The organism is Aquimarina callyspongiae, assembly GCF_034322225.1.
Classification (GTDB): Bacteria; Bacteroidota; Bacteroidia; order Flavobacteriales; family Flavobacteriaceae; genus Aquimarina.
The window spans coordinates 365,308-379,107 of sequence record NZ_JAXLPA010000004.1 but is presented as its reverse complement, the minus strand read 5'-3'; the positions used below and the strand labels follow the sequence as shown (position 1 = coordinate 379,107).

The following is a 13,800-nucleotide window of genomic DNA, read 5'->3' as shown; positions in this document are numbered from 1 at the left end:
TATGGATAATGAAATCATCATAATAGATAAAACAGAAGTTCAACCAATATCAGCTTCCAGGGGACAAGTTTTAAAATTTGACCTTCTTTCTAATACCATTCCATACAATGATGATTGTAAGATGATATGGTCCTATAACAAGACAAAAAAATCCAAATTTTTAGAACAGACATTAGGTAACGGTATAGTTAGAAAAGAAGACAATAGTCTATATATGGAATTAGATATTTCAGCTATAAGAGAGTCTTTTGATATAGTGTATGGAGAGTTCTTTGGCTATGGTACCGGACAAAGACAGATAGTATTAAATGTGGGATTAAACGATAGTGCGTATTAAAAACTAAGGGAAATGATTGTAAGAGTATACGATACAGAAACTGGTTCAAGTAATATAGAAGGATTAACGATTAAAGTTGATGGCCTTACTATAGAAAAAAAAGAGGGTAATACGAATTATTTAAATCCTGAAGTAGGAGATGTACTTAAATCAGGTTGGCTTAATGACGATAGTGTATCACCAGTAGCTTTAAATGCTTCGTATGCTTCTTATGGCGTTTATAATGGTGGAACGCCAATTAAAAACTTAAGTTCTTGGGGTGATTATATCTCAAGAGTTGATTTATAATTAGGGAAAAATGAAGAAGGTAATTTTAGTAATTGGAATGCTTTTTTGTGTATTGGGGAATGCACAGAAATACTCAAAACCATTACCACAAGGGGAGAGAGATGATTATTTAGTAATGCGAGATTCCTTAACCGGAAGACTCAAACAAGCTACTGTGGATTCTTTAGCTGTGTGGATAAACGATATCATAACCAGTGGAGGAACGGATAACCAGCAATTGAGTTTAACAGGAAATGTAATTTCACTGGAGAATGGAGGCTCTGTTGATCTTACACCAATCCTTGGAGGTCAGGATCAGGTTGTTCAAACATTTTCATTTGATACGGGGAGTAACCTACTGACATTACAACTTTCAAATGATGTAATACAAACGGTTGACTTATCTTCATTAAGCGGTGGAGGATCCGGTACGGATGATCAGCAATTAACACGATCGGGTAATGTATTAACTCTTGAAAATGGCGGTACTCCTATTGATTTATCAGATTTTTTAGATAATACGGATAATCAGAACCTTTCTATTTCTGGACAGCAACTAAGCATATCTGGAGGAAATACTGTTTTACTTCCTTCAGGTAGTGGAGGATCTAGTAACCCAAACGAGGTAGTAGTCTTATCTGAATTGGATTTATCTAATCCGGTTAATACCAATAAAACATTACTGATACAAAACGAAATCATATTAACACAGGATGTGACTTTAGCCGATGGAATTACTCTAAAAGATGCTGGAGGTAGGATATTATCGGGTGGTTTTAATCTAATAGGTTCTAATTCAGGAATTGTATTTAATGGTGATAAGATATTCTTGGATTTTTTTGATGGACAGTTACAAGGATCCTGGAATACACCTAAAGATTTTTATATCACAAATATTGGAGCAAAAGGTGAAGGGAGAATTATTTCTGATGGTAATATAACTATTGGGACCAATGAATTTACATCTTCATCAGCAGGTTTTACAAGTAGTGATATAGGAAAAACGATTGCTATTGTTGGAGCTAATACTACGCCTGCAAATGGTGCTGTGTTAACAACTACAATTTCCAGCGTAACTGATTCAAATACAATAACGATTAGTACAAATGCACTTGCAACCGTGACTAATACAAATACAATCATTGCCTATGATGATTGGAATGCTATAAACAATGCACTCACTTTAAGAAATCAGAAACCAGGTATATTATATGTTCCTAATAAAACTTTCTATCATAGTGCAGTACAACAATCTAATGTTTCTAGTGTACCACCTTCGGGATGGCGTTTAGGAGATGGAATCAATGATATTACTCTTGAATTCTTAGGAGGATCGTTTCAGCTTATACCACACGATTTTGATAGGACCTATTCACTAACAGTTTATAAAACCAAGAATTATAAAATTATCAATCCTAAGTTAAAAGGAGATTATGAGTTACATCCAACTGAAGGTATCGGTAAGATTGAGCATAATCACGCTATTAATTTCGGGACGCTTGCTATCGATGGGAGAGTAGAGAATCCGGATATATCCTATTACTATGGGGATGGGATGATTTCCACAGCGGATTTGCAATTTATGAATCAAATTGATGGGAGTAGTTTTGTTGATGGTTCTACAGATTCACAGGTGGCCGTAGGTTCAATAAATAATGATGGTACCAAGGATACGGGTAATACTAGTAAGATTTATACGCTTACCAAACTACCTCTTAATACATCACAATTCAATAATGCAAAGGAACTTGGTGGTAAAGCTTGGTATAAACTTACAGCAGGGAGTCTTTCCGGATGGGGAGGTCTAACAACACCTTATTACAGGGCATTTTATTATGTAAATGATACGGATACAACACCGATTGCTGTATCCGATGTTCTTCATTTTTATGATAGAGTAGAAATAGAGGATAACTGGAATTATGTGGAACTAGAAATAGATGCACCCACAGATATTGCTGCAGTCGAATTGCAATTACGCCCTTCCCTAAATGCTGATGGTCTTTTTGTTACAGGTGGGCAAATACACAATTGTGGAAGAGATGGATTTTCAAACCCACCGGATAATACCACTGTCGATGGTGTATATTTTTATAATATCGGTGGATTGGATGCGGGTCCTGGTTACGGATTCAATGCGGAGGATCGTAGGCGCGGTTGTAGAAATTTGACTATTCGCAATTGTAGTTTTCGTAACAACTGGGGTGATATATCTCTTGTTGGTACTGAAAACGTAAACATCTATAAGAATTACTTATTACCAAATACGATTTTACTTCCAGAAGCTCCAACTGTGGATATACATACAGCTATTAGCTCAGATGATGGGCGTAATGTATTAATCGAAGGTAATGAGATATACGGCAAATCAGTTTCTCTTGATAGGCAAGATAAGTTCATTGGGAACAAAATGAAGGGTATTGGTATTATTAGTTATACCGCCAATAACAACATTGTAAAAGACAACTATTTCTTAAACATTAAGTTAAGAGGTATTGGAAATACTTCAGGAGATCGAATTGGATATCCCACATTGTTTGAGGATAATATATTTCTTTATAATGTTTCAATAAGTGATACTTGGATAATTGATCAGGAAAACAAAGCTACCTTTAAAAGCAATGTATTCGATTATAATAATATATCAGACTGGTCTAACCTTGTTGATCCTGCCTCAATTGTTATTGAATTAGGAGCAAACGGAAATGATTTGTTATTCCTTCGTCAAAATGCAACCAATAATTATGGTGGGTTTTGGGAAAACAACACTTTCACAGGAACAAGACCTGCTGTTGACTCTCGTGATTATAGTTCTGGAGGAGCATATTTTCCATTAACAAATTATAAAGCAGGAGAGTTTAATACATCATTAGAATTTAGAAATGGCCTTCCCGATTCTTATGATATGGAATTAGGCCTGGTTAAAGGTTGGATTGAATTTGATCTTAACCAGTATGCTTCAGTGGCGGATCCGGCAACAGCAGAAACCATAACTATTAGAAATACAACGATTCTAATAGAAGAAGGAGTATTTAACTGGGCCAACACAGGAAGTAATATAGTAACAACTGCAGATAGGAATGTAAATTTTGTATTTGATAACTGCAAGTTCATTATTGAAGTAGATTACGCAACTACTTCTACAGCTCATAGGTTGATGAACCTGGAACATTTAGGAACAACAACGTTTAATAATTGTTATTTTGAGGCTAAAGGCAGTACACCTAAACCTTTTGATTTAACCAATACAGCCAGATTTCCTTCAACGTTAGGACCTGTTACATTTAATAATCCCGAACTGGTTAATTTCACATTAACCTTACGCCCTCAGGATGTTCTTGTAGGCTCGGATGCTACAGCAACTAATCTAACCTTTACAGCATCATCAACAAATGGAGTCATTGAAAGTGATACAGGAACGAATGCAACAATAATTGCAGGTTCAACTGTTAATGCTTCACTGATGATACCTGGTGATAAATCAAAATTAGATACCGTTGAAGCTAATGCAAAAGATGATCAAGTAGCTAGTGAAGTACCTTTTACAAGCACCTCAGGATTATCTTCCAATAATGTTAATTCTGCTATTGACGAAGTTAATACAAGTGTTCAATCACTCTTATCCGGTAATATTTCTATTGCTAAAAAAACGCTAACGGATCCGGTAATTGATAATAACAATATAGAGATAATACCAGCTCAGGGAATTGGAAATATCATAGTGCCGTTAAAGGCTACGGTTATATCCAGTTTAAATAACGGGCCATCTCAAAATATTGATTTAGATTTTTTCTATGGGTCTGATGGTAATGATCTGGGAGGAGGTATTGTTGCTTTAACTGGAAATACAACAAGTTTCTTTCAGGAAGGGCTAACTGGAGAAGAGAGAAGAACTTCTTACTTTGATAATACAGCATTAAACATAAGACAGGCTAGTGGAACATCAGAGACCTTAGATGGAGAACTAAAAATTGCAGTGTCTTATTATATTATCGATGTTGGAGGTCCCACAATCACCTTAAATGGAGCTAGTACGATTAGGCTTGATAAAGGTCAAGGATACACGGAACTAGGTGCAACTACCAATGATGGATCATCTGTAACGATAGATGCTAGTGCATTTGTTGATGCTGCAGGAAGCTATTCAATAAGATATAATGCTGTTGATGGATCAGGTAATCCGGCAACAGAGGTAATAAGAACGGTTGAAGTATATGAGACGCACGTTTTTGCATTGCTTGGTCAAAGTGGAATGTCTAACCCTCATCCAACCGATGCGAGTTCACAATCTTTTGAATCTACATTATTTCCAATAGGTACCAAGCAAGTAGCTAGAGGTGGAGCTAATGATGGTTTGGTAGTCGATTTGGTTGATGGATCTGGTCAACTGATCGGTGATATGGCTCACGGAGATTCTACAGGATATTATTATCACGGATTTGAAAAGAGGTTTGCAATTGATTATAAGGCAGCTAATCCATACGTAGATATCTGCTTTATACCTTCTGCAATTTTTAGTACTGGATTTACTGGTGGGAGATGGTTACAAACAGGAGATCTTTATCAAGATGCGGTTAATAGAGCTAACCAGGTATTTGTTGATAATTCGAATTATGACTTTAAAGGGATATTTTGGAATCAGGGAGAGTTCGATGCTCAGAGCTTAACCTATCAGAATGATTTACATACGTTCCTAAATAATATAAGAACAGATATAACAGTCGCTAATAGTTCAACTCCAATAGTTCTATTTGAAACGATATCACGATTTTCAGAGAACAATCCGGAAGCAATACCAAATGTGGTAAATGTAACTTTAAATACTCCTAATGTTATAAGTAATACGGCAGTTGTTTCTTCGAGATTTCCGACTCTGTTAGAGAGATTGGATACAACGCATGCAAATGCCAATGGAAATGAGATAAGAGGACAACGATCATATACTGCTTATTTATCTGCTGTGTCTAATAATACGGCCAGTCTTTCAAATGCTCCTGCAGCTCCGACCAATCTAACTGCGAACTTCAATTCTCCAAATGTCGATTTGAGTTGGGATGCGGTTTCTGGGGCTACAGAATACGATATACAATATAATATTAATAGTGCGGGATGGGAATCCATTGCACCAACAGAAGCAGAAGGGGGAACCCTAGCAGTGACTAATGATACGCATACCGGATTTACACTTGGAGCTAGCATCGAATATAGAGTAGCATCCAGAAATTCAAATGGAGTTAGTACATACTCTCCAGTGGTTTCAGTCACGACTTTTGATGGAGTTTTTGACAAATGGATTTTTGGAAGTGATAATCCTAATCACAATTCTAGTATTACCGGAAATCCTTTGACTGTTTTAGGGGAAACACCAACTACAACATCAAATAGCGTAACGCTTCCAACTACTTCAGCAAATAACGCTTTAGTCTTACCGTATTCAGAAGCTAATGCCGGAGAATCTGAGACTTGGATCATTGCAGTGCAAAACTACGAAGCATTAAACAAAGTACTTGTTGGTACCTATGCCAGTGATAATACTGGAAGAATGTTATATCATAATTCTGGTGGAGATTCAATGCGAGAACTTCACGATGGAAGTGGTTTTAATAGTGGAACATTAGGCACTACATCTGGAGGATATACAATAGTAGCTATTTCCATCGATACTGATGGTACTATAAGGCATTATGTTAAAAGAGATTCTGGAGTAGATACATCTGCAACAGTAGCAGCTTCCTCTGTAGCCAATACAGGTAGGAATATAGCTATAGGTAACGGATACTTTGCATCATCATATTTTAACCCTGTGACCGTATCAGGAATGATATATACAGATGGCTATATGACAGAAGCGGAAATCATTCAACATATAAATGATTTAGAGTTAGAATTAGAAGGAAGAGGGATAAATGTAAATTAAATTGGATATGGATTTTAAACAACAACACATTAGAAACTTTTTACGAATCATAGCAGCAGCAATACTGCTAGTATATCTGTTCGATATAGCACATAAAAAATTAACCGTAGGAAAGATATACCTAGATACTAACGATGGATATGTAATCGTAGGATGCGTGGCAGTATTAATTGCTATCGAAGCTGTAAGAGCATACATTAAAAGAAAACTCGCTAAAAATGACAAATCAAATGAATAAGCCCCTAGATCTTATACTGATTTCAGTAGCTGCATTGTCTGGTAGTCTAATTGAAGAGTTTGTTCTAAAGACTTTAATGACTACAGGATCTTTACTTATTGCTACCACATTAGCATTTTACTGGAAGAGATTACTAATTCGTAAAAAAATAGAAAAATGGATTACTTCGATAAAGCGTTATCTCAATTTGGGATTAAAGAAATAACTGGAGAGAATGACAATCCTGAAGTGTTGAAGTATTTCAATGAATTAGGATTCGATGGAGAAAAACTAAAGGATGAAACTGCCTGGTGTTCTGCTTTTGTAAACTGGTGCTGTAAAACTACTGGTTATCCATATTCTGGCAAATTAAATGCTAGAAGCTGGCTTAACATCGGAAACGAAACTACACTTCCAAAATTAGGTGATATAGCTGTGTTTTGGAGAGAAAATAAAAATAGTTGGAAAGGTCATGTAGCCTTTTTCATTCGAGAAACTAAGGATTTTGTTTATGTGCTTGGAGGAAATCAAAATAATCGAGTGAATATAAAAGCATATCCCAAAAACAGAGTATTACAATTTAGAACGTTATGTTAGCATTCATACTAAAAACCCATAAATTCATTTTCATAATAACCTTATCAACTGTTTTATATAGCTGTGGGACGCGTAAGAGAGTGATGTCTAAACAGATTTCTCACTTACAATCAATTGAGAGAAAAGATGTAGTTAAAAATGATAAAATTGATATAGTAGCAAATACATTTATCGTAAGAGAAACAGACAGGATTATTTTTAAACCTATTGATCATACACAGGTAATGCTTGTAGATGGTATAGAATCAACTAATAGTGTAATCATAAAAGAATTAAGTAAAGTAACAGACTCTAGTAAAACAGTAACTGTTATTACATCTAATCACTCGGATAATTCAGTAATTAAAAAGGATGAAAAGAAAACCACTAAAACTACAACTTTGGACCGAGATAGTTCTTTTGGGATTTGGGGATGGTTTTGGATTATTCTTGTTTGTGGAACTGTATTATGGATAGTCAAAACTCGTTTAAAGCTAATTTGATATAAATAATTCTTAATGAAAAATTTACTTAACATTTTCCCTATGATAAGAATTGATTTAGCTCATTTTTTGTTGAAGAGTGTATCGATAAAAATCAAGACCTTTTTGAGTGACTGTATAATGGCTGAAGAAAATGGGTGTTTTAGTTTTGGATGCTAATATTCCCCAAAATTCATAAATACGCATTAAACTCTTATTCAGGCCTAATTTATTTATTTCGGTATTATCCTGTTTTAGTGTTTTTATGATAACCTGCTCCAATTGATTATAAAGTACTTTCTTTTTGAGGTCTTTCTGTATTTTCACGAATTCCTCTTGCATTTCTACATTTTTTAAAAATGACTCGGAATCTTTTTCTAATTCTGATAATTCAACATCTACTGGATCTCCAACCGGCACATATTCAGAATCTTCTTCTTGTGTTTTTGACTTATCAGTGTCAGAGGTTCTAAGGTCATCAAATATTGATACTTTATTTTCACTAATTTCGTTTAATCTTCTTTCTAATTTTTCATTTTCTTCTTGAGTTTCAAATCTAAGAGCTTTTTCATCACGAAATCTTTTTTCAAGCCTATCAACTTCTTGTTGTTTTTTGTCAAGCTCAGTTTTTAATACTATACTAGATCTATCAGTTATAAAGTATACGAAAGGAGTAATAGTTTTATCATAAAAATTAACAATTAACCTAGAAAAATTTAAAACCGTATATGTTAATACTAAAACCCAAAAAGTTAATCCAATTGTTTCAAGCAAATCCAGAAAACTATAATTAAAAAGTAATGATTTTATTTTGTCTACCTTATCCTGTAGCAACATAGTATCATCGAAATTAAAAATAGAGTACGAAAATTCCCAATTTCTATATATCCAAACCACTAGAAATGTAGCAAGAAAAGGATTGGTAGTTTTTTGGGATATATAACCTTTAATGGAACTGAGAACGTTATTTATCATTTTATATTCGAGTTTAGGAAGAGTACGAGAATTACTAATCTCAAATATATGTATATATTGATTGATAAACACTCAGTTGAAGCGTAAATTTCCCTTAAATGGACTTAGCGAAGATTAAGTCGAGAACTTTTTGATGTTCTTTATCAATAACTTCATGTGATAGTTTTCGTTGATACTTATATGTTACTCCATCAGGTTTGTGACCTTGTAATTGCATTATGACTAGTGTGTCAATTAATAGCTCTCCAGCAAACGATCTGAACAAATATCTTGGTGTTTTAGTTTTAATTTTCTCTGTAAGTTTTAATCCTACGCATACTCTGGACAATGACTCATTAGCATTATCTCGACGTTTTTTATAATTGGGAGCTGTGGGGTGGGGAATGTGAGAAAATATCCTTTCATTATTTTTATCTCCGTATTCTTCAATCATGGATAGGGCAAAATCAGATAATTTATTATCTACTAAAGAACCTCCATCGGGCTTACTTTTATTCTTGTACCTCTTAAACTTTATTCTACCATTCTTTATATTAGACCATTTTAAACACGCTATATCTGCATAATCGTGCCCACCAATGGAGAATTGAAATAAAGTTAAATTTATATGTCTTTTGGTCACAAATATACTTTTCCGAGTAGAATATGGCTTAGGTTCAAATTGCAATAATTTTTTAAAATCTTCAACAGTAATATCTGGAGCAATGGAAGATTTGCTATTTACAATTAATCCAGTAAAAGGATTTCCTTTTTTTATATTTAATGAATCTCTTCGTTGTGCCTCCTTATATGTAGCTCGTAAAGTTTTGAGCAGAAAGGTTACATTACCTTTCCCTTTACCAAACTTGGTTTTATAGCGTATAAACTCCTGAAGCCATTCATAGTCAATATCGTTAATCCTTACGTCTTGATCATCTCCAATAAAATAAGAAATTTGAGTTTTGGTTCTTTCATAAGCTTCAGTAGACCTCTTAATATCTTTTAATTCTTGGATCCGTAATTCCATAAACTCTAGTATACCAATTCCAGTTTCTTTCCGAAGTTCATTAAGTCTCTTCTTAAGTAAGAAGATTTCTAATTCTTTATCATTAACACCATTCTTAATAACTTTTATAGAATCCTCCAGAGAAAGATTATTAGCATTGCAGTAACTCACTTCTTCTTCTAATGAAGACATCCTTTTTATTAGATCTGAAGTGAGCTTTAACTTTTTGGTTTTTTGATATTTATTTAAACCTAAATATTTATATTTGCGCCCTGAATATATTTCGATTTTGATAGGATAACCTTTAGTAGTAGCTCTTCTGGAATCAATTATTAATTGTGCCTTAATCATAGTTTTAAATCGAAATAATTTTCAAACAATTTTCAAACAAATGTACTATTTTTTGATATAAATTGTTTGAAAATGAACTAATTTATAAAAAACTGTCTATTTGTAAGTTTGAAATATTTAATCATAAAATGCTTAAAGTCAGTGTTTAAAATATGTTTCGGGTAGTAGCTTAGTCCGGTTAAAGTGCTGGTCTGGGGGACCAGAGATCGGAGGTTCGAATCCTCTCTACCCGACCAAGAAGATCCAATACTGAGGTATTGGATTTTTTTATACGCTTAACCCAAGCTTGCTTGAGGTTAAGCGTATAAAAAAATCCAAATAGGCGATAGCCTATATTGGATGTTCTTGAGCAGCATTCCCTTTTTGAGTATCAACGTAGTTAATCCTTTAATAAGCTTGCTTGAGCACTAACCTCTTTTGAAACGATTAAGGATAAATTTGAGTGCGGTATATTCGAAAAACTTACAACAGAGTAAGGAAAATATAAATACAATAAAAAAATGTTAGTTAAAAAAATATCAAAACGAAGAAATGATAAAGGGAATTGGGATGTGAGTACAGAAAGTGAAACAATAAACTAATTGTACTTACCTTGAGTAATTTCGTAAGATGTGATATATCAAGTATTTTTTTTAGATTTACAATAGATGAACTTAGGATTGAAGAAATAAAATAAAAAACAGTATTCTTTACTACTATCTCTGGCAAAGAATACTATTATCAGACGTATTGTTTATGATGTCTTAGTTGGCAGGAGGAGTAATTGAGTCACTTGCTGGTTTACATATACCACTTTTTTCAGCGCAATATCTTTCTATATCCTTCTTTGCATCATCTAGATTAGTATAGTCACCTGTCCAAGTTCCTAAACCTTTAGTACAACTACAACTTAGCTTCATTGATGTCTCTCTTCCACCAAATATATTTTTTTGATCAGCTTTTTTGATTAACTGAATTTCTTCTATTTTTTTTTAATTTTTCATATTTATTAAATGTCAATATTATAGATGTGAAATTAGAAAATTATTGGTATTTCCAAGGTTTAAATATCAATTCTAGTTACGGGTTTTTCAGGAAAGATTATTCACTGGACTGATCTAAATTATTAAGTATGGAAGAATTAAAAGTAAAAGATTTAATCCAACTGGTTAATACATAAAATATAATTCTTATCTAATTAAAAACCATACTCATATTAAGAGTATGGTTTTTATTCATTTTATTTTAATTTCCAGAAGGAACGATACAAATCACAAAGTTACATTCGTCCCCACCTCCACCTGAAGAAGCATTAGCTATACAAGGACAAGTTGGGAAACTAGAAGCATTACAACAAGCATAATAACCAGGTCCACAAGTAACAGTACAACCTTGTTTAGCACCCCAATACTCTTCAGTTATTGTACAAGTGGTTGCTCCAGGACCACCTGAAGAACAGGTTGTTTTTTCATAATCTTTTGGATTATTTGTTTGAAGAATATTGTAGTAATGTATGGCTTCATGCCCATCTCTGTAAAATTTAGAAATATCATCTGGTATACTCCATTCACCTTTGATTCTGGATAATCCATATCCTACGTACGAGTTATCATCATCAATTTTTATATCATGATTTTTCTGTAATCTCCCTAATTCATTAGAAATATAATCAGCATTTACAATTAAGTTTAGAAATTCGGTAGGGCTTTTTTGAATTATTATTATGTTTTTCAAATTAACTAAATACACTTCTCCTAAGGATTCTTGTATTGGTGAAGAATTAGGTCTTCCTGCTAAAATTATTACTTCTTTATAGACCCTATCATCAAATTCTTTTTTGTTGGTATTAGTTGCTAAAACAACATCTCCCGATGGTAATAAATCTACTCTAGCAAAAGTATTTTCTATTTTGGCTTCAAAATCTTTTGCTATTTGATTTAAGGTATTTAAATCGTTTTCCTCAATATCACCTTTCTCACAGGATACGGCAATGAAAATAAAAAGTAAAAAAAATATGTTTTTAATTAATCTATAGGTTAATGCTGATCCGGTGATTCCTTTAAAATGCTTTGGTTTGTTTCTAGTAATTTCACTTGTTTTAAATTTGTGTAATGTTTTCATTTTATTTATTTTAAGTTATAAGATTCAATATTAATCCAATTTATTGAGTTTGTTCATTAGATGTAATGGATAAAGCCGTAGTTGCAGTATAATTTTCTTTGATGAAATATTATTTTTCGAAATTGAAGTATTCCTAGATTTTAAAATTGTATAAAATTAAAATTCCTTATTTTTTTTGAAAATTTAAGAGATGTACACGAATGGTGGCATATATTAATATTCATAGGATTATTGATAGCAGGATCTTGGTTAAATGAGTATGTAAGAAAGAATAAGTACAAGAAATGAATGATATATCAAAAGGGATATGGTTCGATTTATCGATGGAGTTCAAGAAAAAAATGTGTTAAAAGTGGATGAAGATTATATTGATTATGTGTGGTATAATAAATTAGGAGCTGAAATACTTGGAAAGTACTCCTATTCATTTACTTGAAAAAGTTACTAAACGACTCTCTATGAATTTAACCCTAGTATGGACGAAAAAAAATGCGTCCTATCGTCACCTATGGAAAATTCATTCACTCAATTAGCCTAGTTTATCCTTTAACAAGCTTGCTTGAGGTTATGTATATAAAAAAGACAAACAGCTAATAGATATGTGAGATCTTCCAGGTGCAGATCCTTTTGAATATAGGAATCCTTCATTAACTTTTAGAACAAAAAATTATTTCTTTAAAATCATTTGTCTAAACTCTAATGCAGTCTTACCTGTTTCACGTTTAAATATTTTATGAAGATTAGTAGGCTCTTCAAATCCAAACATATAGGCTATTTCTTTTACAGACATATTAGTTGCGCTTAAATATCGTTTGATCTCCAAAACTAAAAAATTAGAAATAAATTCCTTTGCAGTTCTAGAGCTTATTGATTTACATACCTCATTTAAATGTTTATAACTAATATTCATTGCCTCAGCATAAAATTTAGCATCTTTACTATGTAGTAAATCTTTTTCTAATAAATCACTAAATTCTTTAAACTTATCATAGTACTTATGTTGCTCAAACGAAGTACGTTTATGGCTAGAAATTCTTTCTGTTTTTAGGAGTAAAGCATTTAGAAAAGTCCCAATAATTTTTCCTTTCATTTCGTCATGATCGAGATCATATTCAAAATTAATACGTTCAATTAATCCAAGAAGATCTTTGTAATTCGTTTCCTCTAATTCAAGTAAAGGAGCATATAAATGATAATTAAAAATGTTTATGTGATTTTTAAGATGTAAGTGGTTTAAATTCTTTTGAAGAAAGTTATCAGTAAACAAAATAACGATTCCTTTCAATTTAGAATTCTCTTCATATTTTTGAACTTGATTTTTAGCAATGAATATAAAGGAGCCTTTTTTTAAAAAGTAGTTTTTATAATCAATAAAATGTGAACCCTCTCCCTCAGTAATTAGCAACATAGTATAATACCCAAAACGATGAAAATTGTATATAGAGTTAGTGGTTTCTTCAGAATCATGGATACTTTTTAGAGAACCTATGTAAATTTGAAATTCATCAAATTTACTACTAACACAATATAAATCGGGAATAATCTCATTCATAAAAACGATTTTAATAAGGGTTCATTTCTAAATAAAAACCT

Annotated in this window: 13 protein-coding genes and 1 tRNA gene; 9 read left to right on the top strand and 5 right to left on the bottom strand. The window is 32.7% G+C overall.

Annotated features, from left to right (window positions below; genetic code table 11):
* Window position 1: 1 nt before the first annotated feature.
* From U0D62_RS18165 to U0D62_RS18135, 7 genes are all read left to right on the top strand, one after another.
* Window positions 2–337, top strand: coding sequence for a hypothetical protein (locus U0D62_RS18165; protein ID WP_322288750.1), 336 nt, complete (start codon window positions 2–4; stop codon window positions 335–337).
* 12 nt (window positions 338–349) lie between these two features.
* Entirely contained in the window at window positions 350–625 is a 276-nt protein-coding gene (locus tag U0D62_RS18160) for a hypothetical protein (protein WP_322288749.1), read from the top strand.
* A gap of 10 nt (window positions 626–635) precedes the next feature.
* Complete coding sequence (locus tag U0D62_RS18155) at window positions 636–6,521, top strand: sialate O-acetylesterase (RefSeq protein WP_322288748.1); 5,886 nt, start codon at window positions 636–638, stop codon at window positions 6,519–6,521.
* A 7-nt stretch (window positions 6,522–6,528) separates the two neighbouring features.
* Window positions 6,529–6,759: a hypothetical protein gene (locus U0D62_RS18150; RefSeq protein ID WP_322288747.1), complete on the top strand. Its 231-nt coding sequence runs from the start codon at window positions 6,529–6,531 to the stop codon at window positions 6,757–6,759.
* Window positions 6,752–6,964, top strand: a complete 213-nt coding sequence (locus U0D62_RS18145; RefSeq protein ID WP_322288746.1) for a hypothetical protein — start codon at window positions 6,752–6,754, stop codon at window positions 6,962–6,964. Before U0D62_RS18150 ends, U0D62_RS18145 begins: the two co-directional genes overlap by 8 nt.
* A complete protein-coding gene (locus U0D62_RS18140; protein WP_322288745.1) occupies window positions 6,916–7,335 on the top strand; it encodes a TIGR02594 family protein in 420 nt (139 codons plus the stop codon). The genes U0D62_RS18145 and U0D62_RS18140 overlap by 49 nt, the downstream gene beginning before the upstream one ends.
* Before the next feature lie 83 nt (window positions 7,336–7,418).
* Window positions 7,419–7,817, top strand: a complete 399-nt coding sequence (locus tag U0D62_RS18135; protein ID WP_322288744.1) for a hypothetical protein — start codon at window positions 7,419–7,421, stop codon at window positions 7,815–7,817.
* A gap of 57 nt (window positions 7,818–7,874) precedes the next feature.
* On the opposite strand, the gene U0D62_RS18130 is transcribed toward U0D62_RS18135, so the two are convergent.
* Complete coding sequence (locus U0D62_RS18130; RefSeq protein ID WP_322288743.1) at window positions 7,875–8,570, bottom strand: hypothetical protein; 696 nt, start codon at window positions 8,568–8,570, stop codon at window positions 7,875–7,877.
* Between the two features lie 295 nt (window positions 8,571–8,865).
* Complete coding sequence (locus U0D62_RS18125) at window positions 8,866–10,107, bottom strand: phage integrase SAM-like domain-containing protein (protein ID WP_322288742.1); 1,242 nt, start codon at window positions 10,105–10,107, stop codon at window positions 8,866–8,868.
* Window positions 10,108–10,265: 158 nt separating this feature from the next.
* On the opposite strand from U0D62_RS18125, the gene U0D62_RS18120 reads away from it, so the two are divergent.
* Window positions 10,266–10,343: transfer RNA gene (locus U0D62_RS18120), tRNA-Pro, on the top strand.
* 507 nt (window positions 10,344–10,850) lie between these two features.
* Here the strand turns inward: U0D62_RS18120 and U0D62_RS18115 are convergent.
* Together U0D62_RS18115 and U0D62_RS18110 are read right to left on the bottom strand one after the other, a co-directional pair.
* Window positions 10,851–11,006 carry a hypothetical protein gene (locus U0D62_RS18115; RefSeq protein ID WP_322288741.1) on the bottom strand — a complete coding sequence of 52 codons (156 nt, stop codon included), beginning with the start codon at window positions 11,004–11,006 and terminating at the stop codon, window positions 10,851–10,853.
* 325 nt (window positions 11,007–11,331) lie between these two features.
* Window positions 11,332–12,207 (bottom strand): hypothetical protein, encoded by an 876-nt coding sequence (locus U0D62_RS18110; protein WP_322288740.1) that lies wholly within the window; start codon window positions 12,205–12,207, stop codon window positions 11,332–11,334.
* A gap of 307 nt (window positions 12,208–12,514) precedes the next feature.
* Between U0D62_RS18110 and U0D62_RS18105 the strand changes: the two genes are divergently transcribed.
* Entirely contained in the window at window positions 12,515–12,643 is a 129-nt protein-coding gene (locus U0D62_RS18105) for a hypothetical protein (RefSeq protein ID WP_322288739.1), read from the top strand.
* Between the two features lie 231 nt (window positions 12,644–12,874).
* Here U0D62_RS18105 and U0D62_RS18100 read toward each other — a convergent pair whose 3' ends face one another.
* On the bottom strand, window positions 12,875–13,759 hold the full coding sequence (locus U0D62_RS18100; protein ID WP_322288738.1) for a helix-turn-helix transcriptional regulator: 885 nt from the start codon (window positions 13,757–13,759) through the stop codon (window positions 12,875–12,877).
* Window positions 13,760–13,800 lie beyond the last annotated feature (41 nt).